General features: G+C 67.1%; 19 protein-coding genes, 1 tRNA gene and 1 pseudogene. 17 read left to right on the forward strand and 4 right to left on the reverse strand.

Annotated elements, in window-relative coordinates; all coding sequences use genetic code 11:
- Window positions 1-27 precede the first annotated feature (27 nt).
- The 8 genes and pseudogenes from ASE63_RS15205 to ASE63_RS15240 form a co-directional block, all read left to right on the forward strand.
- A complete protein-coding gene (locus ASE63_RS15205; RefSeq protein WP_056802635.1) occupies window positions 28-459 on the forward strand; it encodes a hypothetical protein in 432 nt (143 codons plus the stop codon).
- A gap of 104 nt (window positions 460-563) precedes the next feature.
- Entirely contained in the window at window positions 564-1379 is an 816-nt protein-coding gene (locus ASE63_RS15210) for a class I SAM-dependent methyltransferase (protein WP_056802638.1), read from the forward strand.
- 72 nt (window positions 1380-1451) lie between these two features.
- Window positions 1452-2798, forward strand: a complete 1347-nt coding sequence (locus ASE63_RS15215) for a homoserine dehydrogenase (RefSeq protein WP_056802641.1) — start codon at window positions 1452-1454, stop codon at window positions 2796-2798.
- 46 nt (window positions 2799-2844) lie between these two features.
- Window positions 2845-3843 carry a class II fructose-bisphosphatase gene (gene glpX / locus ASE63_RS15220; protein WP_056802644.1) on the forward strand — a complete coding sequence of 333 codons (999 nt, stop codon included), beginning with the start codon at window positions 2845-2847 and terminating at the stop codon, window positions 3841-3843.
- Window positions 3844-4009: 166 nt separating this feature from the next.
- Window positions 4010-4585: a hypothetical protein gene (locus ASE63_RS15225; RefSeq protein ID WP_056802648.1), complete on the forward strand. Its 576-nt coding sequence runs from the start codon at window positions 4010-4012 to the stop codon at window positions 4583-4585.
- 150 nt (window positions 4586-4735) lie between these two features.
- On the forward strand, window positions 4736-6538 hold the full coding sequence (gene recJ, locus ASE63_RS15230) for a single-stranded-DNA-specific exonuclease RecJ (protein WP_056802652.1): 1803 nt from the start codon (window positions 4736-4738) through the stop codon (window positions 6536-6538).
- Window positions 6539-6780: 242 nt separating this feature from the next.
- Window positions 6781-6855: transfer RNA gene (locus ASE63_RS15235), tRNA-Glu, on the forward strand.
- A gap of 203 nt (window positions 6856-7058) precedes the next feature.
- A pseudogene (locus tag ASE63_RS15240) lies at window positions 7059-7352 on the forward strand (transposase); the annotation flags it as partial.
- A gap of 153 nt (window positions 7353-7505) precedes the next feature.
- Here ASE63_RS15240 and ASE63_RS15245 read toward each other — a convergent pair.
- Window positions 7506-8255 carry an SDR family oxidoreductase gene (locus ASE63_RS15245; protein ID WP_056802658.1) on the reverse strand — a complete coding sequence of 250 codons (750 nt, stop codon included), beginning with the start codon at window positions 8253-8255 and terminating at the stop codon, window positions 7506-7508.
- 97 nt (window positions 8256-8352) lie between these two features.
- Here ASE63_RS15245 and ASE63_RS26620 point away from each other — a divergent pair, with 97 nt between their 5' ends.
- Complete coding sequence (locus tag ASE63_RS26620) at window positions 8353-9249, forward strand: AraC family transcriptional regulator (RefSeq protein ID WP_082609969.1); 897 nt, start codon at window positions 8353-8355, stop codon at window positions 9247-9249.
- A gap of 378 nt (window positions 9250-9627) precedes the next feature.
- Here the strand turns inward: ASE63_RS26620 and ASE63_RS15255 are convergent, their stop codons facing one another.
- The 3 genes from ASE63_RS15255 to ASE63_RS15265 form a co-directional block, all read right to left on the reverse strand.
- Window positions 9628-10062, reverse strand: coding sequence for a hypothetical protein (locus ASE63_RS15255; protein WP_056802663.1), 435 nt, complete (start codon window positions 10060-10062; stop codon window positions 9628-9630).
- A gap of 243 nt (window positions 10063-10305) precedes the next feature.
- The gene (locus ASE63_RS15260; protein WP_056802666.1) at window positions 10306-10659 is read right to left on the reverse strand and encodes an IclR family transcriptional regulator C-terminal domain-containing protein; all 354 of its coding nucleotides are present in this window, start codon (window positions 10657-10659) and stop codon (window positions 10306-10308) included.
- A 91-nt stretch (window positions 10660-10750) separates the two neighbouring features.
- On the reverse strand, window positions 10751-11386 hold the full coding sequence (locus ASE63_RS15265) for a TetR/AcrR family transcriptional regulator (RefSeq protein WP_056802754.1): 636 nt from the start codon (window positions 11384-11386) through the stop codon (window positions 10751-10753).
- Window positions 11387-11598: 212 nt separating this feature from the next.
- Here ASE63_RS15265 and ASE63_RS15270 point away from each other — a divergent pair, with 212 nt between their 5' ends.
- From ASE63_RS15270 to ASE63_RS15305, 8 genes are read left to right on the forward strand one after another with little or no spacing between them, the layout of a single operon-like run.
- The gene (locus ASE63_RS15270) at window positions 11599-12459 is read left to right on the forward strand and encodes an FAD binding domain-containing protein (RefSeq protein WP_056802668.1); all 861 of its coding nucleotides are present in this window, start codon (window positions 11599-11601) and stop codon (window positions 12457-12459) included.
- Window positions 12456-12968 carry a (2Fe-2S)-binding protein gene (locus ASE63_RS15275; RefSeq protein WP_056802671.1) on the forward strand — a complete coding sequence of 171 codons (513 nt, stop codon included), beginning with the start codon at window positions 12456-12458 and terminating at the stop codon, window positions 12966-12968. Before ASE63_RS15270 ends, ASE63_RS15275 begins: the two co-directional genes overlap by 4 nt.
- Window positions 12965-15340 carry a xanthine dehydrogenase family protein molybdopterin-binding subunit gene (locus ASE63_RS15280; protein ID WP_056802674.1) on the forward strand — a complete coding sequence of 792 codons (2376 nt, stop codon included), beginning with the start codon at window positions 12965-12967 and terminating at the stop codon, window positions 15338-15340. The genes ASE63_RS15275 and ASE63_RS15280 overlap by 4 nt, the downstream gene beginning before the upstream one ends.
- Before the next feature lie 35 nt (window positions 15341-15375).
- Window positions 15376-16620: an ABC transporter substrate-binding protein gene (locus tag ASE63_RS15285; RefSeq protein WP_056802676.1), complete on the forward strand. Its 1245-nt coding sequence runs from the start codon at window positions 15376-15378 to the stop codon at window positions 16618-16620.
- A 43-nt stretch (window positions 16621-16663) separates the two neighbouring features.
- A complete protein-coding gene (locus ASE63_RS15290; RefSeq protein WP_056802679.1) occupies window positions 16664-17536 on the forward strand; it encodes a branched-chain amino acid ABC transporter permease in 873 nt (290 codons plus the stop codon).
- A 43-nt stretch (window positions 17537-17579) separates the two neighbouring features.
- Window positions 17580-18545 carry a branched-chain amino acid ABC transporter permease gene (locus tag ASE63_RS15295; RefSeq protein ID WP_156410388.1) on the forward strand — a complete coding sequence of 322 codons (966 nt, stop codon included), beginning with the start codon at window positions 17580-17582 and terminating at the stop codon, window positions 18543-18545.
- Complete coding sequence (locus ASE63_RS15300) at window positions 18542-19297, forward strand: ABC transporter ATP-binding protein (RefSeq protein WP_056802682.1); 756 nt, start codon at window positions 18542-18544, stop codon at window positions 19295-19297. The genes ASE63_RS15295 and ASE63_RS15300 overlap by 4 nt, the downstream gene beginning before the upstream one ends.
- Window positions 19290-19994 (forward strand): ABC transporter ATP-binding protein, encoded by a 705-nt coding sequence (locus tag ASE63_RS15305; RefSeq protein WP_056802685.1) that lies wholly within the window; start codon window positions 19290-19292, stop codon window positions 19992-19994. The genes ASE63_RS15300 and ASE63_RS15305 overlap by 8 nt, the downstream gene beginning before the upstream one ends.
- Window positions 19995-20010: the final 16 nt, after the last annotated feature.

Raw genomic sequence — 20010 nt, forward strand, 5'->3', positions numbered from 1 at the left:
GCCGCCCGGGCGGGGTCGAAGCACGCGATGTTGAGCAAGGGTCGTCTGGTCGGGGTCTGCGTCGGCCTGTTCGCCATCATCTGCCTCGTCGCCACCTATGACTTCTCGCGAGGCCGGGTGCCGCAGACGCAGTCGGCGCTCGTCGCCGACGTGCTCGCGACGACCACGGCGCGCGAATGCGGCCGCGACGCCACCGAGGTCGTTTCGCGCCACATCCCGGTCGGCATCGACCAGCCTGCGGCCGAGAAGATCCTGGAAACGATCGCGATCGTGCCGCCGCGCCCCTGGTTCTGGACGCCCGCGACCGAGAACGCCACGAGCTGGAGCGGCGATACGCTGGAGGCGCTGCGCACGATCAAGACGACCGCTTTCGGCAACAACCTGCTGCGCATCCATCTGACCTTCGCCGACGGCAAGCTCAGGCGCAGCGCTGCCGAGGTGGTCTGTCGCTTCGGGTGATACGGAGTGCGTATCGCTCCTGTCGCCCTCAGGCCGTGACAACGCAGTTTCGATAAAGCGGTCGCTGAGCTATCCTGGGCGGGGGTGCAGCGAAAGGTGCTGCCATGGAAGCGACGGACAAGGTCTTCGCCGGTCCCGTTCCGCAGGTCTATGACCGGCTGCTCGTACCTCTGATCTTCCAGCCTTATGCCGAGGACATGGCCGCCCGCGTCATGGCCCTGCATCCGGCACGAATTCTCGAGCTCGCGGCTGGCACGGGGGCGCTGACGCGCGCGATGGCGGCCCGTCTCGATGGGGCGAACATCGTCGCGACCGATCTCAACCAACCGATGCTCGACATGGCCGCCGCCCGGATGCCAGACGACGAGAGGATCGACTGGCGGCAGGCCGACGCGCTCGAATTGCCCTTCGCGGACGAAAGCTTCGACGTCGCCGCCTGCCAGTTCGGGGTGATGTTCTTTCCCGACAAGCCGAAGAGCCATCGCGAGGTCCGCCGTATCTTGCGGCCGGGCGGGCGATATCTGTTCAACGCCTGGGACGCCGTCTCCCGCAACGACTTCGCCGCTGTGCTGCTGGAGGCACTTGCCGAAGTGTTTCCGGCCGATCCACCACGCTTCATGGAGCGCACGCCACATGGCTATCACGACATCGGCACGATTGAGCTCGACGTGATGGCGGGCGGCTTTGCCAGACCGGTCATCGAGCGTGTCGAGAAGCGCGCCCGCGCCGCTTCCGCGATCGATGTTGCGACGGGTTTCTGCCAGGGCACGCCCATCCGCGGCGAGATCGAGGCGCGCGGCGCGCCGGGACTGGAGGCCGTGACCGAGGCCGTGGCGAGGGCGCTGGAACGCCGCTTCGGCTCGGGCGCGATCGAAGGGGGCATCGCCGCCTTCGTCGTTTCGGCCGAGCGCGACTCGTAAAGGCGCGTTTTCACCGACCAGGCGGCATCGCTCTCCGTTGACTCGGGTCGCGCCCCATGCGACCCCGCGACCATGACAAGCGCCGCTGCCCAGACCGCCTCCCAGCCCCTGCGAATCGGCCTCGCCGGCCTCGGAACGGTCGGCGCATCCGTGTTGCGCATCCTGCGCCGGCAGGATAACGCACTCGGCCTGCGCTGCGGCCGCACCATCCGCGTCACCGCCGTCTCGGCGCGTGACCGCAACCGCGATCGCGGCGTCGATCTCGGCGGGCTAACCTGGTTCGACGATCCGGTCGCACTGGCGAAGTCGGACGAAATCGATTGCTTCGTGGAGCTTGTCGGCGGCGCTGACGGCCCCGCCAAGGCGGCGGTCGAGGCAGCGCTGTCCGCGGGCAAGTCGGTCGTCACTGCCAACAAGGCACTGCTCGCCCGTCACGGGGTGGCTCTCGCGGCCCTCGCCGAGGAGAACGGCGTCGCGCTCGCCTTCGAGGCCTCTTCGGCCGGCGGTATCCCCATCGTGAAGACGCTGCGCGAGGCGCTTGCGGGCAACACCGTCACCAGACTCTACGGGATACTGAACGGCACCTGCAACTACATCCTCTCGCGCATGGAGTTGGAAGGCCTGACCTTCGAGGCCTGCCTCAAGGACGCGCAGCGTCTGGGCTATGCCGAGGCCGACCCGACCTTCGACGTCGAGGGTTTCGACACCGCCCACAAGCTCGCCATCCTGACGAGCCTCGCATTCGGGACGAAGATCGACGCCGAAGCGATTCATGTCGAAGGCATTTCCTCGATCACCCCGCTCGACCTGAAGATGGCTGACGAGCTCGGCTACCGGATCAAGCTGCTCGGCGTCGCCGAGAAGACCAAGACCGGTATCGAACAGCGCGTCCACCCGACCATGGTGCCGAAATCCTCCGCCATCGCGCAGGTGATGGGCGTTCTAAACGCCGTCACCGTCGATGCCGATGCGGTGCGCGAGATCACCCTCGTCGGACCGGGCGCGGGCGGCGACCCGACCGCATCCGCCGTCGTCGCCGATATCGCCGATGTCGCGAGCGGCACGGCAGGCCTGCCCTTCGGCCTGCCGGTGGGGCGGCTCGAAGCCGCCGAGCGCGCGCCGATGCAGCGCCACGAAGGTGGCTATTACGTCCGCCTCGCGGTGGCAGACCGTCCCGGTGCGGCAGCGGCGATCGCGACCCGCATGGCCGAAGCCGACATCTCGCTCGAAAGCATCGTGCAACGCCGCTCGGCGGCCGCCGCCGCGCAGGATCCCGCCGGCCGTTCCGGCGCTCCCGTCCCGGTCGTGCTCATCACCTACGCCACCAGCGAGGCGGCGATCCGCGCCGCGCTGGAAAAAGTCTCCGCGGATGGCCATGTCGCGGAACCGCCGCAAGTTATTCGCATAGAGCGGGAATAGGCCTTACGCCTCATCCAGCCAAAGTCTTTGCAAGGGGACCCATTTCATGTCCGTCGATCTTCGTATCTCCCCCGACCAGATCATCGAGCGCTACCTCTCGATGGAACTCGTGCGCGTGACCGAGCGCGCCGCCGTCTCCGCCGCCCGCCTGCGCGGCCACGGCAATGAGAAGGCCGCGGACCAGGCTGCCGTCGACGCGATGCGGCGCGAGCTGAACCGCCTGCCGATCGACGGCGAGATCGTCATCGGCGAGGGCGAGCGCGACGAAGCGCCGATGCTCTTCATCGGCGAGAAGGTCGGCAACAAGCAGGGGCCGAAGGTGCATATCGCCGTCGATCCGCTCGAGGGCACGACGCTTTGCGCCAAGGACATGCCGGGGTCGATCGCGGTGATGGCGATGGCCGGCGCCGGCAGCCTGCTCTACGCGCCCGACGTCTACATGGACAAGATCGCGATCGGCCCGGGCTACCAGCAGGGCGCGATCGACCTCGACGCTTCGCCGGCCGACAACATCAACGCGCTGGCCAAGGCCAAGGGCGTCAAGCCGCACGAGATCTCGACGCTGATCATGGACCGCCCGCGCCATGCCAAGCTGATCGAGGAGGTCCGCAAGACCGGTTGCTCGATCCGCCTCATCACCGATGGCGACGTCGCGGGCGTGATCTTCTGCACCCAGCCGGAGAAGACCGGCATCGACCTCTATCTCGGCATCGGCGGCGCGCCCGAGGGCGTGCTCGCGGCAGCGGCGCTGCGCTGCGTCGGCGGCCAGATGCAGGGGCGTCTCATCCTCGACACCGAGGAGAAGCGTCAGCGCGCCCTGACCATGGGCATCAAGGACCCGAACCGGAAATACGACATGGCGGACATGGCCTCGGGCGACGTGATCGTCTGCGCCACCGGTGTCACCGATGGCGGGCTGCTGTCCGGCGTGAAGTTCGGCAAGGAGGTGATCGAAACCGAGACGATCGTCTATCGCTCGATCACCGGCACGGTCCGTCGCATCTATGGCGAGCACCGCGAACTGGCCAAGTTCAAGCTCGACTGAGCTGAACGACGCCGCTGCGCGATCCGTCGCGGTTGAATTCTCGATAGCCGGGCCTTGCCCGGCTATCGCCGTTTCGGTGTCGGATGCGCGCTTGCCGTGCGTCAAAAGACGATACTAAATCGGCACTTTGCGCTATCCTGCGGCGGTCTCGTTGTAGGAGTGTGCCATGCGTCACGTCCTTCTGCTCGCAGCCGCCGTCGTTCCCCTCATCATCGCCACCGCAGACGAAGCCTCCGCCCAGCGCGGCCGCGGCGGCGGCTGGCATGGCGGAGGATTTGGTGGAGGCGGTGCGGCTTGGCGCGGCGGAGGCGGCTGGCAGGGAGGTGCCTGGCGCGGCGGCGGTGTGGCATGGCGCGGCGCGGGCTGGCGCGGCGGGGCCTGGGGAGGCGGCTGGAACCGACCCTATGCGCGGGCCGGCTGGGGCTATCCCGGCTATTACCGCGGCTGGGGTGGCAACCCCTGGGCCTGGGGAGCAGCCGGGCTGGTCGCCGGCACGGCCATCGGCGCAGCGGCCGCCTCGCCCTATTACGACGACGATCCCTATTATTATGGCCGCACGGTCTACAGCGCGCCGGTCTACAGCGCGCCGGTCTATGCGCAGCCGGTCTATGGCGGCGCAATCGGAGGCTATTGCGCGACGCCGGTACGGACCTGCCAACTGATCGACCCCTCCGAGATCGGCGTCGGCTGCTCCTGCCGCGTCGCGGGCGGAAGGGCTCGGGGGACGGTGGTTGGCCCCTGACTGAGGCTGGACTGTTCTCAGCCGCCATCCCGAGGCGCCGCCTCCGGCCTCTCGAAGCATGGTCATCATGACGGCTGGCGTGCCGTCTCGCCTCGCAATGCGTGATCCAGCCGGTTGACGCGGGCGGCTGTCCGCGCGACGCCCTGCGCAATGATTCCGAATCCGCATCGCCTGTTCCTCGGCGTCTCCAGCTCCGCGCTGGACCGGCCCTGGCGAGACCGGCTCGACGCTGCCGGCCTCGGCCGGGCTGAGGCGCTGTCGCAGCGCGAGGGCATACCGGACATCCTGGCGCGGCTGCTGGCGGGGCGGGGCGTCGAACCCAATGAGGCCGCGCTCTATCTCGAGCCGAAGCTGCGCGATCTGCTGCCCGACCCCGCGACGCTGGTGGACATGGCCGCCGCTGCGGCGCGCCTCGCCCAGGCCGTCGTGGCGCGCGAGCAGGTCGCGATCTTCGGCGACTACGATGTCGACGGCGCCTGCTCCGCGGCGCTGCTCGCTGGCTTCCTGACCGAGGCCGGTGCGCGTCCGCGCATCCATATTCCCGACCGGCTGATCGAGGGCTACGGTCCCAACAGCGAAGCTATCCGCCAGCTCGCGGCCGAGGGTGCGACGCTGCTGGTCACGGTCGATTGCGGCACGACCAGCCATGAGCCCCTGGCGGAAGCGAAGCGGCTCGGGCTCGATGTCGTCGTGCTCGACCACCACCAGGCGCCGGAGCAGCTTCCGGCGGTGGAGGCTCTGGTCAACCCCAACCGCCAGGACGATCTCTCCGGCCTCGGCCATCTCTGCGCGGCTGGCGTCGTCTTCCTGGCGTTGGTTGCGACCCGCGCCGAACTGCGCCGCCAGGGCGTCTGGGCCGCGCGGGGCACAGAGCCGGACCTGCTCGCGACCCTCGATCTCGTGGCGCTCGCCACGGTCGCCGATGTCGTTCCGCTGCGAGGCCTCAACCGCGCCTTCGTCCGGCAGGGCCTCGCTATGCTGCGCGGCCGCGCCCGGCCCGGGCTGGCGGCGCTGATGGACGTCGCCGGGCTCGACGGGCCGGTGCAGAGTTGGCATCTCGGTTTCCTGCTCGGCCCGCGCATCAATGCCGGCGGGCGCATCGGCGATGCCGCGCTCGGCGCGCGGCTTCTGCTCTCCGCCGACGAGATCGAGGCGCGCGGCATCGCCGCCGAATTGAACCGCCTCAACCAGGAGCGCCAGGAGATCGAGCGCCAGGCTGTGTTGGAGGCGATCTCGCAGGCCGATCACGCGCTGATGCGCGACGCCGGCCTGCCCGTGCTCCTCGCGGCTTCTGCCGACTGGCACCCCGGCATCGTCGGACTGGTCGCGGCACGGCTGAAGGAGCGCTTCCGGCTGCCCGCCTTGGCGCTCGCCTTGAACGGGGAGGGCGGTGCGACGGGCTCCGGCCGCTCCGTCGCCGGCGTCGATCTCGGGCGCGCCGTGCGCGCGGCGGTGGATGCCGGCTTCGCTGTCAAGGGCGGCGGCCACGCCATGGCTGCCGGGGTCACGCTGGCCGCGGGGCAGGCGGAGGCCTTCCATGGCTTCCTCACAGAGCGCCTGGCCAGCGAGGTCGGCGCGGTCGCAGCGTCCGAGGCGCTGATGGTCGATGCGGCGCTCAGCGCCGGCGGTGCCACACCGCGCCTGCTGACGGAGATCGAGCGGGCAGGGCCCTTCGGTGCCGGCAGCCCCGAGCCGGTCTTCGTCTTCCCGGCGCATCGCCTCACGGATGCCGTCGAGATCGGCAGCGGCGGCCATGTCCGCGTCAAGCTGCGCGGCGGCGATGGCGCGACGGTTGGCGGCGTCGCCTTCCGGGCAGCGCAGGAGCCGCTCGGCCGCGCCCTGTTGGCCGCGCGGGGCGAGAGCGTGCACTTGGCCGCCACGCTCACCCTCAACCGCTGGGGCGGCAAAGAAACAGCAGAGCTACGCGTTCTCGACCTGGCCCGGCCGACCTGAGAGTTCTCGGGCCGGCATCCGGCCGTTGCTTCCCTCGCAAGCGTCTCGGGTGCGGTGGGAAAATCGCGGGCCGGCGTCGGTCGGCGACCTATGCCACAGGGGACGCGCCAGGGAAGCGCCACAAATTCCAGCGTCGCTTCGACGATTGCGCACAGGAAGCGGAAACTGGCGCTTGCGGAGCCGGGAAGCTGCCACTATACCTCGCCCCGCTTCGACACGAGCCGCCAGCGGTTCGGAAGCCCGCGACCTTCGTCTATCGGTTAGGACACCAGCCTTTCACGCTGGGGAGACGGGTTCGACTCCCGTAGGTCGCGCCACTCCTTTTGGGGTGGCGTAACGCCATTGAAAACAATCAGAAATTGGCGATCGGAATTCTTGATGAACCCGACATTGTGTCGTGGGTGGACCCCGGTTTTGGATGGGTTGTCCAACCCCGCCGGCAGCGTTGAGCTTCGCTGACAACTGACGCGGAAATCTGCGCGATCCAACACGTGAGCAAATTTGCCTGCGACCCTGGGCGTTGAAGCCGCAGTGCTGCCCAAGATCCCGGCCCGCAAAATCCTGCGCTCGATCCAAAGGCGCCCGCGATATGGCCAGGGACATCACGCAGACCGACGCCTATGTCACCTCGCGGCGCGAGCGGAAGGTGGTCGAGATGCTCTTCGCCCATCTCAAGCGCATTCTGAGGCTCGACCGGCCGCGACTACGCGGACCCAACGGCGCCAGAGACGAGTTCCACCTCGCCGCGGCAGCCCAGAACCCCAGGACGCTCGCGAAGCTTCTGCCGAACGGACCGCAGATCAGGCCCGCGTAAAGGGCGAACGCGCCCGCAGGCAATCGCAGCTCGTGATCTCATCGCTCGCAGGCCGATTTTTTCAACACAATCGCCCATTGCAGTCATCGCGACGTCTGCTGGTTACCGGCACTACTGTGATGCCGCTTTTGACGCCGCCGGCGCGGGAGCGGCTCAGTGCGCGCCGGCCAACGCGACCGCGTCAGGCCCCGCCGGGAAGCGCAGCTGACCCTCATTGTCATGGACGGCCTTCCAGACCGCATCGGCGACGTCCGATTCCGTGGTGGTCAACGCTGGCTTAGCGAAGGCCTCCATGATCGGCGTTGCGAAGTCGGCATACTCCGCAGGGATCAGTCTTTCGAGAGGTACGATGGCATTCGCGCCGAACCGCGTGGTTGGCGCATAGCCCGGCTCGACCAGCTTCGCGCGGATATCGAAGTACGCCATCTCGTGGGCGAGCGACCCAGTAAAGCCCTCTATTGCCTGCTTGCTCGCGGTGTAGGCAGCGGCGAGCGGAAAAGCGCCGAGCGTGACACTCGAAGTGACATTGACGATTGCGCCCGAGCGGCGCTCGCGCATCTGCGGGATGACGGCCTGGCACATGGCCATCACACCGATCGTGTTAGTCTCGATCAGCGCTCTTACCAGGGACATCGGCGTCACTTCGAAGGCGCCGACGCCGCCTACTCCCGCATTGTTGACCAGAACGTCTACGGGCCCAGAGGCTTTGATCACCTCGGCAATGCTATTCTCGCTCGTCACATCAAGCGGAAGTACGCGCAATCGGCTTGCATCGCCATCGAAGCACGCGTCCTCGGGCCGCCGCATCGTCGCAATCACGTTCCAGCCGTTTTCTAGGAAGTGCTCCGCGATGGCCTTGCCATAGCCAGAGGAGGTGCCGGTGATGAGGATCGTCTTGGTCATTTCGTGTCTCCTGAACGGTAATGCCGAACGGTTAGACAAGGCGCCTCGTACGATCCATAATCAGAAATCCGAATTTTATTATTGATCGTCCAAAACAATGGATCCTCTGAGCGACATCGTCTCGCTGCTGCGACCAAGCGCAGCGATCTCAAAGCCGATTTCGGCCAAAGGTCGATGGGGCGTGCGTTACGACGCTTATGACGCGCCGGGCTTCACGATCATCCTCACAGGCGAGGCTTGGCTGGCGATCGACGAATGCGAACCGCTTCGGCTGTCTCGGGGCGACTTTCTTCTTCTGCCTGTAACGCCTGCGTTCACGCTAAGTAGCGAGGTCGGCGTGTCATGTGATCCCGTTTCCCCCCGCAGCGAAGCTGTTCGGCACGGCGAGCGCGATGGAGAGCCGGACTTCGTTGCCCTGGGAGGCAGCTTCACGTTTGAGGCGGTCAACGACGCGCTCCTCATGGCTTTGCTGCCGAAGCTGATATTCATTCCTGCATCTGATGGTCGCGCGACGAGGTTCAGCCGGCTGATTGAACTGCTCTCGGAGGAGTGCGCAGCCGACTCTCCAGGTACGGAGTTGGTCGTTCACCGGATGCTGGAAGTGCTGCTTGTAGAAGCGCTGCGCTGGCAGGATCTCGATAGCCAAATGCAGGCAGGACTTCTTCGCGGCCTGCAGGAACCTGCGCTCGCTCGCGCCCTGAAAGCCATCCATGCAGATGTTCGCGCCAGTTGGACAGTTGCTGACCTCGCCAACGCTGCAGGCATGTCGAGATCGGCTTTTTCCGCTCGTTTCGGCGAGGCACTGGGATGCGCACCGATCCAGTATTTGGCCCGCTGGCGAATGGCTATTGCGAAAGATGCCCTGGCACGGGGCGCAAAGTCCCTGGAACGGATTGCAGACGAAATCGGGTACGAATCAGCCAGCGCGTTCAGCACGGCGTTTCGCAGGCATGTTGGATGCCCGCCCGGAAAATTTGCTCGCAGACTGACTTAGTCTAGCACTGCAGATTGCCGCCACGTGCGGCTGCGTTGGGTCGGGGGCTGCCTATTGCCCGGCAGGGAATGTCCGTTTTCTGGCACTAGCCCTGGGAAAGCGGCGTCACGCCATCGTCACTGCAGCTTCGAAGCTGCGATCGCACCTGCATTCCCGCCGCGCCGCGGGGAGGGCCCGGAACTCTTTGCGAGCGCTTGCACAGCCAGAGCATTTTCGAGCGAACCGGGTACCGATTCGCGTGAAGAGCAATGCGCAAAAATAGACATTTGGAGCGTCTCCGCGATTCGGAGAAACGCGGAGACGCTCTGGAACTCTTGCTCTTTCATGAGCTTAGAGCCCGTTTTCCATACCATGCACGGCCGGCATGCGGCGGTGCGGCTACTGGATGACTCCGCGCTTGAGCATGCCGTCGACTGTGCAGCGGCAGTTGCTGCCAACCGGAAGCGGAGCCGACCGGCATGGGCCGCGCGAGGTCGCGCAAAAATCGCTGAGGCGTTGGCCGCCGCGGCGACCGCGAGGGCCGTCATCATAGCTGCCACGCCGGCGATCATATCCGCGATCATAACCGCGGTCGTAGCCCCGGTCGTAGCCACGATCATAGCGGTCTGCCTGCGGCTGCTGATAGCGCGGACGGGGCTGGTATTCCGGCGGCGGCGCCTGGCGGCCAACGCCCGGACGCAGTGGCCCGAACGGGTCGCCGTGAAGCTGCGCGCTGGCTGCTGTCGCCAGCACCAGCGTCGCGCCAGCGACGGCCAGGAATGCGAACTTACGGAGCATCTGCCTATCCTTCAGCTTGAGCCATTGCACATCCATCAATGGTTAGGCGGACGTGAGGGTTCCGGATAGCAGCGCGTTCATGAAGGGCAGGTGAAGGGGGGCAGCCTGCCCGCCGTCGCGCTCGGGCGCGAGCAGGCCGTATGCAGCGCGCTCGCCGGCGGGCTCGATGATGTTTCGTGAATTTCGCTCAAGGGACTTCAAGCGGCGGCCGAGATGCGGCCGGGCGCTTCGGCCGCTTGCGCAAGGGCCAGAGTTCCGAGAGCTTCCGCGCGACTTCGATCACCAGCCCGCCAAACTCTGCGATGCGGGCCTCGCCCAGGCGAACCCCGGGGCCGGCCATGCTGACCGATCCGCTCCCGAGAAGATCGCCGCCGCGACAGCCGTGACGCCCGGCTCCGCCTTGCTGACCGCAATGCCGAAGCCGCACGCAGCGGTCCGGTCCAGTTCGACGAAGAGCTGGTGGAAAGACCGTACGGCGTTCGGCCCGTACTGCCCCAGCTCGCCGAAGCCGCCATTGCGGCCGTCAAGGTCGCGCAGCTGGGTGCGCGGCAGCCTCGCAGGCCAGGATTTGCCGCTCGCCGTGGCATGGAGGGGAACCATGTTCGTGGTCGTGGTCAGCAGCGGCTGGTACATCAAAGCGGATTTCGCTCTTCGGCCCGGCGCATCAGCGACCAGCGAAGACGGATGATCGGGCAGGATTGAGAATGTCCGGACATAGACGGGCTCAGTCTTTCCGGCCCTCGCTTGGCTCGATGATTCCCCTGGCGAGCTGGCGCGCTCCGATGAAGAAGCCGTGGACCGCGTCGGTGACGATCTCGTCGAGGTTCTGCGGCGTCGGCGTCTGATACACGAACCGGCGTATCGCGATGTAGAAGATGCGCCCGTGCAGCCCCCAGAACATTTCGATCTCGCGCTGGCTGAGAGGCGCCACGGCGATGCCGGGCAGGCCGAGCTCTTCGCGCAGCTCAACACAGGCCGACTCGATCACCTCTCGGCGCACGATGTCGAGATAGCGGCCGGTGATGTCGAAGGCCCTCAGGCCCGAGAACACGAAGATCCTGACCCAGTCATGATCGAAGACGCGCGCGACATATTCCAGGTAGAACTGCGTCAGTCGGTCCTCCAGCGGCCGGGAGCTGTCGGCGATCAGCGGTGCCCACGAGGCCTGCCAGCGGCTGAGATAGACATGCTGGTAGACGCGCTCGATCAGCGCTTCCTTGCTCGGGAAATGCCGGTAGATCGCCGAATGCGTGATGCCCATCCGCTTGGCGAGCTCGCGCGTCTGCCCCTCGAAGCCATGCTCTGCGAAGAAGCGGATCGCCTCGTTGAGGATGGCCTGTTCGCGCTCCGGAGCGCGCATGTTGCGCCGCCTTGCGGGCGGCGCCGGGTCCGCTGAATCGATCATGTCGTCTCCGTCGCTATGTTCATTTGAATATAACGTATTGGGTTTTCTGCGCAAATTTGTGACCACTTGGTCATTTTATCTTGACGCGTTCCAGATGTCGTGCATCTATTTTGAGACCAGATGGTTACAAATCTGGATCGGGAAACGCAGACAGGGAGTTCGGCGCCTTGAAAGCCCGGGCATTCAGCTATGTCCGCCCTGCGACGGTCGCGGAGGCGCTGCTGGCCTTCGCAGAGGCCGGCGAGGGAGCGAGCTATATCGCCGGCGGGCAGAGCCTCGTGCCGGCGCTGGCGCTGCGGCTGCAGGCTCCCGAGCGCCTGATCGACATCGCGCATGTCGCGGAACTCCGTGGCGTCTCCTGCGATGGCGAATGGCTCCGCATCGGCGCGCTGACGCGCCATGCCGATGCCCATGACGATCCGCTGATTGCGCGATATGCGCCGCTGCTGGCGCTGGCTGCGCCTCATGTCGCGCATCCGGCGATCCGCAACCGCGGCACGCTCGGCGGCAGCGTCGCGCTCGCCGATCCGGCGTCCGAATTTCCGGCCATGATGCTGGCGCTGGACGCCGAGATGGAGATCGCGGGGTCGGCTGGAACGCGTCGCGTGCCTGCCACTGCGTTCTTCCAGGATCTCTATCAGACCGCGATCGAGCCGGGTGAACTGCTGGTCGCCCTTCATGTGCCCGTGGCGCGGGCCGAGCATCGCTGCGCCTTCGACGAATTCGCCCGCCGGCGTGGCGACTATGCGCTGGTTGGCTGTGGCGTGATGCTGGCCATGCCTGGGGATGTCGTCGCGGAGGCGCGTATCGCCTTTCTTTCGGTAGGGTCGACCCCGATGCGCGCCAGGGCGGCCGAGGCGGCGCTGGCCGGCCAGGCCCTCGACGCGGAGGCCATCCGCAGGGCGCAGGCCGCGCTCGCGGACGATCTCGATCCGCCCGACGACGAGCAGGTGCCGGCCGCGATGCGGCTGCATCTCGCGCGCGTCCTGCTCGGCCGGCTGCTCGGCCGGATGGAGATGGCGTCATGACGGCTCCTGTCGCCATTACGCTGAGCGTCAACGGCGAGACGCTGACGCGGGCGGCCGAGCCGCGCGAGACGCTGGCCGACTTCCTGCGGCGCGATCTGGGCCTGACGGGGACGCATACGGGCTGCGAAATGGGCGTCTGCGGCGCCTGCCTCGTGATGCTGGACGGCGCGCCCGTGCATGGCTGCCTGATATTTGCGGTCCAGGCGGCGGGCGCGTCCGTACAGACGGTCGAGGGCCTGTCCGAAAGCGCAATGATCGCAGATCTGCAGCGGGCCTTTCATGAGCGCAACGCGCTGCAATGCGGCTTCTGCACGCCGGGAGTGCTGGTCACGGCCCAGTGGCTGCTCGCCCGCAAGGCAGCACCAAGCCGGGAGGAAATCCGCGACGCGCTATCGGGCAATTATTGCCGTTGCACGGGCTATGAGGCGATCGTCGATGCGATCGAGACAGTGGCGCGTCGCCGCTCTGCGGGAGAGGCGGCAAGCCGCTTCCTGGAGGAGCCGGCATGAACGCTCCGCTCGGCGCCCTCGATCGCCCGAATTCCTATATCGGCCGCTCGGTGTCGCGGCCCAACGCCAAGCGGCTCCTCGCCGGCAAAGGGCGCTACGTCACCGATCTCGTGCTGCCGCGCATGCTGCACGCCGCCTTCCTGCGCAGCCCCTATGCCCATGCCCGCATCGTCTCGATCGACGCCGGCGAGGCGCGCGCTATGCCGGGCGTGCGGCTCGTCGCCACCGGCGCTGATCTCGCAAAGCTGTGCACGCCCTGGGTCGGCACGCTCGACCACTTCAAGGGCATGAAATCCGCGCAGCAACTGCCGCTGCCGGTCGAGGAGGTGCTCTGGTCCGGGCAGGCGGTCGTCGCCATCGTCGCGGAGACGCGCGCCCAGGCCGAGGATGCCGCCGAGGCTATCGTGGTGGAATTCGAGGAACTCCCGGCGGTCGTCGATATCGATGCCGCACGCGAGGCGGGCGCAGACAGGGCGGCCTCCGGCATCGCCGATAATCTCTGCTTCGCCAGCCGGCTCGACACGGGTGGGATCGATGAAATCTTCGCGGGCGCCGCCCATGTCGTCGAGGAGGAATTCCACTTCGGTCGGCATACGGCGGTGACGCTGGAGCCGCGGGCAATCCTCGCCGACTGGGATGCGAGCGAGGGCAAGCTCACCGTCCACCACGCGACGCAGACCCCCTACCAGTTCCAGGACCTGTATTCGCGCCATTACGGCATCCCGGAAGCGAATGTCCGCGTCGTCGCGCCCGATATCGGCGGCTCCTTCGGCATGAAGCTGCATGTCTACCACGAGGACATGGCGGTCGTCGGGCTGAGCATGCTCTGCGGCCGGCCGGTCAAGTTCGTGGCGGACCGGCTCGAGGCCTTCGTCTCGGACATCCACGCCCGCGACCATCGGGTCCGGGCCCGCATGGCGATGGATACGGAAGGGATGATCCTGGCGATGGACGTCGACGACGTCACCGCGATCGGGGCGTTCTCGACCTATCCGCGTACCAGCGCCGTCGAGGGCAATCAGGTCATCCGGCTGATGGGCGCGCCCTATAGCTTCCGCAATTATCGCGCGGAGCTCTCCGTCGTCTTCCAGAACAAGGTCCAAACCAGCCAGTACCGCGCCGTCGGTCACCCGATCGCCTGCGCCGTCGCAGAACGGCTGGTCGACATGGCCGCAGCCAGGGCCGGGCTCGATCCGGTGAGCCTGCGCGAGAAGAACCTCATCGCCGACGACGCCTACCCTTGCGAGTCGCCGACCGGCTACAAATTCGAGGCCCTGTCGCATCGGAAGAGCCTCGCCAGGCTGAAGGCGCTGATGGGCTACGACGCGCTGCGCGCCGAGCAGGCTGCGCTGCGCGAGCGGGGCATCCATCGCGGCATCGGCATCGCGAGCTTCGTCGAGATCTCCAATCCGAGCCCGGCCTTCTACGGCATCGGCGGCGCGCGCATCTCGGCGCAGGACGGCGCGGTCCTTGCGGTGACGCCGTCGGGTGATGTTCGCTGCCAGATCTCGGTGACCGAACAGGGGCAGGGCACCGAGACCATCATCGGCCAGATCGTCGCCGACCAGCTCGGCATCGCCCGCGAGCGGGTCCGTGTCATCACCGGCGACACAGAGAACACGCCACATGGCGGCGCGACCTGGGCCTGCCGTGGCGCAGGGATAGGCGGCGAGACGGCCTTGCAGGCGGCGAGGAAGCTGCGCGAGAACGTACTCGGCCTCGCTGCGGCCATCCTTCAGGCCCGGCCCGGGGATCTCGACATGCGCGACGGTGTTGTCGTCGACGTGCTGAACGGCGCGGAACGCGTCAGCCTCGCCGAGATCGCCCGCATCGCCTATTTCCGTTCCGATACGCTGCCGAAGGACGCGAGCGCGCAGCTCACCGTCGCGCATCACTACGCGCCGCAGGGGTATCCCTTCGCCTTCACCAACGGCGTGCAGGGCTGCCATGTCGAGCTGGATGCCGAAACCGGCTTCGTGAAGATCCTGAAGCACTGGGTCGTCGAGGATTGCGGGCGGATCATCAATCCGCTGCTCGTCGACGAGCAGGTGCGCGGCGGCGTGGTGCAGGGGCTGGGCGCCGCCTTCTTCGAGGAGTGCCGCTACGACGAGAACGGCCAGCTCACCAACGGCTCGCTCGCCGACTACCTCGTGCCGATGGCCTGCGAGATGCCGGACATCGTCATCGCCCATATCGAGACGCCGACGGCCGATACCGCGCTCGGCGCCAAGGGCTGCGGCGAGGCGGGCACTGCCGCCGCCTCCGCCGCCGCCCTCAATGCCGTCAACGACGCGATGAGCCCGTTCGGTGCCAGCATCGCGCAAATCCCGATGACGCCGACGCGCCTGCTCAAGGCGCTCGGGACGATCTGAAACAACGACAAGAACAACCACCAGCGGAGGACACCATGACCAAAGAGAGCAAGGGCCTGCCTTTCCTCACCCGCCGCGCCACGCTGGCGGGCCTCGCTGCCGGCGGCGCGACGCTCGCCATGCCGGGCATCCTGCGCGCGCAGGGCGAGACCATTCGCATCGGCTTCCCGACCCCGCTGACCGGGCCCTTCGCCGCCGAGGCCAAGGACCAGGTCAAGAGCGCCGAGCTCGCGGTCAAGCTGGTCAACGACAAGGGCGGTATCGCGGGCCGCAAGGTTGAACTGCTCGTGCGCGACGACAAGCTCAATGCGGGCGAGGCCGCGACGCGCACCCTCGAGCTGATCGAGAAGGACAAGGTGCACGCCATCGTCGGCGCGCTCTCCAGCGCCGTCCAGCTCGCCGTCAACGAGGTCACGCGGGCGCGGGGCGTCATCTACGTCTCGATCAGCCAGTCGGACACCATCAACGAGATCAAGGACTTCAGCCGCTTCACCTTCCACGAGGCGCTGAACCCTCACATGACGACGGCTGCTGTCGCCAAGCATACGTTCAAGCCTGGTTCCAAGGTCGCCTATCTGGTCGCCGACTACGCCTACGGCCACGAGATGCTGCGCGGCTTCAAGCGGGCGCAGGCCGCGATCGGCGCGACCAGCGTCGGCGAGATCCTGCATCCCTTCGGTGCGGCCGATTACTCGACCTTCATGCCGCGGCTGCGCTCGATGCGCCCGGACATCCTCTGCATCTGCAATTTCGGCCGCGACCAGGCGAATGCGATCAAGCAGGCCGTCGATTTCGGCATGAACCGCCAGTCGAAGATCGTCGTGCCCGTGCTGCTCCACAACCAGCGGCTCGCGATCGGCCCCGAGGCCTTCGAGGGCGTGATCGGCGGGGCCAACTACTATTGGGGCCTGGAGGACACGATTCCGGCGGCGAAGACGTTCAACGACGCCTTCAAGGCGGCCAATGGCGGCGCCTATCCGACCGATTACGGCGCCTACGGCTTCACCGGCGTGTCCTCGCTCCTGCTCGCCATCGAGAAGGCCGGCGGCACCGACACCGACAAGGTGATCGCGGCGCTGGAGGAGCTGAAATACGACGTCGCCAAGGGGCCGCAGCACTATCGCAAATGCGACCACCAGTCGGTGCAGTCGGTGCTCGTGCTCGAGTCGAAGAAGAAGGCCGAGATGAAGAACGAGGCCGACCTCTTCAAGGTGCTCGCCACGGAGCCGGCCTCGGAGACGATCCTGCGGAGCTGCTCCGAGCTCGGCTTCCCGGCCTGAGCCGGACCGGAAAGGGCAGGACAACAGCCATGGACACGCTCTGATGGATGCTGAACTCATCGCGATGCAGCTCTTCTCGGGCGTCGCGCTCGGGGCGATCCTGATCATGGTCGCGCTCGGCCTGTCGATTATCTTCGGCATGCTGGGCGTGGTGAACTTCGCCCATGGCGCGCTGTTCATGGTCGGCGCCTATGCCGGGCTCTGGGTCGCGTCGCTGACCGGAAGCTTCTGGTGGGGGCTCTTGATCGCGCCCGTCGCCATCGGCGCCTTCGGCATGCTGATCGAGCGGTTCCTGATCCGCCCGCTCTACAAGCGTTCCGTCGACGACCCGCTGCTCCTGACCTTCGGGCTGGGCTACGTGCTGGTCGAGGCGGTCCGGATCATCTTCGGCAGTGACGGCATCCCGTTCCAGACTCCGCCGGAACTGTCCGGGGTCGCCGATCTCGGCATCGGCTTCTTCCCGATTTACCGGCTGTTCGTCGTCGCGGTCGTCGCCGTCATCCTCCTGCTGCTCTGGCTCGGGCTGGAGAAGACGAAGTTCGGGCTGATCGTGCGTGCCGGCGCCAAGGATCCGCAGATCATGCGGGTGCTGGGCATCGACATCTCGAAGGTGTGGCTGCTGGTCTTCGGGCTCGGCATCGGCCTGACGGCGCTGGGCGGCGTGCTCGCCGCACCGATGCGCAACGTCAATCCGGAGATGGGCTCGCTCGTGCTGGCGGAAGCCTTCGTCGTCACGGTCATCGGCGGCATGGGCTCGCTCGTCGGCGCCATCGTGGCGGGGCTGCTCGTCGGCGTCGCGATCAGTATGACGGCTCTCTTCGCCCCGGAAATGGCGACGATCGTGATGTTCGCGCTGATGGCGCTCGTGCTGCTGGTGAGGCCGCATGGCCTCTTCGGCAAGCCGGTGCGCGGCTGAGGAGATGACGATGACCGCCTCCACCTCCTCCGTCGCCGCCGTGATGAGCGGCCCGGCCGGCCGCAGGGGCTGGCGCGCGCGGCTGACGGCCTGGCGCGTGCCGCTGTCCATCCTGGCGCTCTGCCTGCTGCCCTGGCTGCTGCCGTCGCAGGCGCTGGCCGTGAACGTGCTGATCTACGGGCTCGTCGCGGTCGGCTACAACCTGCTCTTCGGCTATACCGGCCTGCTCTCCTTCGGCCACGCCGCCTTCTTCGGAACCGGCGCCTACGCCACCGGCATCGCGATCGGCCAGTTCGGCGTGCCCTGGTACGCCGCCATCGCGCTCGGCATCCTCGCCGGCGGCGCGCTCGCCTTCGTCATCGGCCTGCTCTCGATCCGCACGCGCGGCATCTACTTCTCGATGGTGACGCTCGCGCTGTCGCAGCTCGTCTACTACACCGCGCTGCAGGCCTCCTCCTGGACCGGCGGCGAGAACGGGCTTCGCGGCTTCACCGTGGCGAAACTCGACCTCTTCGGCTGGACCATCGACTTCCTCGACCCGCTGAAGAAGTACTACGTCCTCATGGTTTTCGCCGTGGCGGCCTTGTGGCTGGTCTCGCGCATCCTGAACTCGCCCTTCGGCGCGGTGCTCGAGGCGATCCGCGAGAACGAGACCAGGGCGCGGGCTTGCGGCTACGACGTCGAGCGCAGCAAGCTGATCTCCTTCACGCTGTCGGGGCTCATCTGCGCGCTGGCCGGGACGCTCTCGGCCCTGCATCTGGCGATCGTGCCGCTCGACATCCTGCACTACCACACGTCGGGCATGATCGTGATGATGACGCTGCTCGGCGGCGCCGGCAGCTTCTTCGGTCCCTTCATCGGTGCGCTCGCCTTCCTGCTGATGGAGGATGTGGTCTCGCTCTGGACCTCGCACTGGCAGATCGTCGTCGGCGGCGTCTTCATCCTGTTCGTGCTGTTCCTGCCCAAGGGCATCTGGGGCACGGCGCTCTCCTGGAGGGCTGGCCGATGACCGCCCCTCTGCTCGCGGTCGAGAACATCGGCCGGCGCTTCGGCGGTTTCGTCGCGCTGGAGGGCGTCACCGCCGCCTTCGAGCCGAACAAGGTCACGGCGATCATCGGGCCGAACGGGGCCGGCAAGAGCACCTTCTTCAACGTGCTCTCCGGCGTGCTGCCGCCTTCCTCGGGCTCGATCCGCTTCAAGGGGCGCGACATCACCGGCACGGCGCAGCATCGCTTCGCGCATCTGGGAATCGCGCGCTCCTACCAGATCACCAACATCTTTCCGGAACTCTCTGTCCACGAAAACGTCCGCGTCGCGGCGCAGGCGTTCCGCGCCCGCTACGACATCCTGCGCAACCGGGCCTCGATGCACGAGCTCGACGACAAGGCCGACGCCGCGCTCGCCGCAGTCGGGCTGACGGCGCGGCGGGAGGCGACTGCGAAGTTCCTTGCCCATGGCCAGCAGCGTGCGCTGGAGATCGCGATCGCGCTGGCCGCCGATCCCGAACTGCTGCTGCTCGATGAGCCGACCGCCGGCATGGGGCCGGAGGAGACCAAGGACATGGTGGCGCTGCTCGAACGGCTGGCCGCGGACAGGACCATCCTGCTGGTCGAGCACAAGATGAAGATGATCCTCGGCCTCTCCGACCGCATCCTCGTGCTGCACCATGGCCGGCTGATCGCCGATGGCAGCCCGCAGCATATCCAGACGGACCCCGAGGTCCGCCGCGTCTATCTGGGACAGAACGATGGCTATGCTTGAGATCGAGGGGCTGAACGCCTGGTACGGCGCGAGCCACATCCTGCACGGCATCTCGCTCTCGGTCGAGCGGGGCGAGATCGTTGCGCTCGTCGGTCGCAACGGTGCCGGCAAGACCACGACGATCCGCTCCGTGATGGGCCTGATGCCGCGAACCACGGGCGTGGTGCGCTTTGCCGGGACCGAGCTGCTGTCCCTGCCGGCTCATGCGCGTTTCCGGCTCGGCCTCGCCTATGTGCCGGAGGACCGGCGGATCGTGCCGGGCCTCACCGTGCGGGAAAACCTCCAGCTCGGCCTCGTCGCGACTGATGGCGCCATCGACGAGCGCGAGGCTATCGACGAGATCGCCGAGAGCTTTCCGCGGCTCAAGGAGCGGCTCGACCAGCAGGGCGTGACCATGTCCGGCGGCGAGCAGCAGATGCTCGCCATCGCGCGGGCCATGATCGCCCGGCCGAAGATGATCCTGCTCGACGAGCCGTCCGAAGGCATAATGCCGGTCCTCGTGGAGGAGATGGGGCTGCTGTTCCGGCGCCTGCGTGACCAGGGCGTGACGCTGCTGCTGGTCGAGCAGAACGTCGAATGGGCGCTGAAGCTCGCCGACCGCGCCGTCATCATCGATCAGGGCGAAGTCGTCCATCGCAGCACGGCAGCCGCCCTGCTGGCCGACAAGGCGATCCAGGAACGTTACTGCGCCGTCTGAGCGCGCTTCGGAGACA

This window comes from Allobosea sp. Root381 (assembly GCF_001429395.1).
GTDB lineage: Bacteria > Pseudomonadota > Alphaproteobacteria > Rhizobiales > Beijerinckiaceae > Allobosea.

Excerpts from the sequence above, each read along its gene's own strand:
- ASE63_RS15205 (WP_056802635.1), top strand. The coding sequence starts at position 28 with ATGTTGAGCAAGGGTCGTCTGGTCGGGGTCTGCGTCGGCCTGTTCGCC.
- ASE63_RS15210 (WP_056802638.1), top strand. The coding sequence starts at position 564 with ATGGAAGCGACGGACAAGGTCTTCGCCGGTCCCGTTCCGCAGGTCTAT.
- ASE63_RS15215 (WP_056802641.1), top strand. The coding sequence starts at position 1,452 with ATGACAAGCGCCGCTGCCCAGACCGCCTCCCAGCCCCTGCGAATCGGC.
- glpX (WP_056802644.1), top strand. The coding sequence starts at position 2,845 with ATGTCCGTCGATCTTCGTATCTCCCCCGACCAGATCATCGAGCGCTAC.
- ASE63_RS15225 (WP_056802648.1), top strand. The coding sequence starts at position 4,010 with ATGCGTCACGTCCTTCTGCTCGCAGCCGCCGTCGTTCCCCTCATCATC.
- recJ (WP_056802652.1), top strand. The coding sequence starts at position 4,736 with ATGATTCCGAATCCGCATCGCCTGTTCCTCGGCGTCTCCAGCTCCGCG.
- ASE63_RS15245 (WP_056802658.1), bottom strand. The coding sequence starts at position 8,255 with ATGACCAAGACGATCCTCATCACCGGCACCTCCTCTGGCTATGGCAAG.
- ASE63_RS26620 (WP_082609969.1), top strand. The coding sequence starts at position 8,353 with ATGGATCCTCTGAGCGACATCGTCTCGCTGCTGCGACCAAGCGCAGCG.
- ASE63_RS15255 (WP_056802663.1), bottom strand. The coding sequence starts at position 10,062 with ATGGATGTGCAATGGCTCAAGCTGAAGGATAGGCAGATGCTCCGTAAG.
- ASE63_RS15260 (WP_056802666.1), bottom strand. The coding sequence starts at position 10,659 with ATGTACCAGCCGCTGCTGACCACGACCACGAACATGGTTCCCCTCCAT.
- ASE63_RS15265 (WP_056802754.1), bottom strand. The coding sequence starts at position 11,386 with ATGCGCGCTCCGGAGCGCGAACAGGCCATCCTCAACGAGGCGATCCGC.
- ASE63_RS15275 (WP_056802671.1), top strand. The coding sequence starts at position 12,456 with ATGACGGCTCCTGTCGCCATTACGCTGAGCGTCAACGGCGAGACGCTG.
- ASE63_RS15280 (WP_056802674.1), top strand. The coding sequence starts at position 12,965 with ATGAACGCTCCGCTCGGCGCCCTCGATCGCCCGAATTCCTATATCGGC.
- ASE63_RS15285 (WP_056802676.1), top strand. The coding sequence starts at position 15,376 with ATGACCAAAGAGAGCAAGGGCCTGCCTTTCCTCACCCGCCGCGCCACG.
- ASE63_RS15290 (WP_056802679.1), top strand. The coding sequence starts at position 16,664 with ATGGATGCTGAACTCATCGCGATGCAGCTCTTCTCGGGCGTCGCGCTC.
- ASE63_RS15295 (WP_156410388.1), top strand. The coding sequence starts at position 17,580 with ATGAGCGGCCCGGCCGGCCGCAGGGGCTGGCGCGCGCGGCTGACGGCC.
- ASE63_RS15300 (WP_056802682.1), top strand. The coding sequence starts at position 18,542 with ATGACCGCCCCTCTGCTCGCGGTCGAGAACATCGGCCGGCGCTTCGGC.
- ASE63_RS15305 (WP_056802685.1), top strand. The coding sequence starts at position 19,290 with ATGCTTGAGATCGAGGGGCTGAACGCCTGGTACGGCGCGAGCCACATC.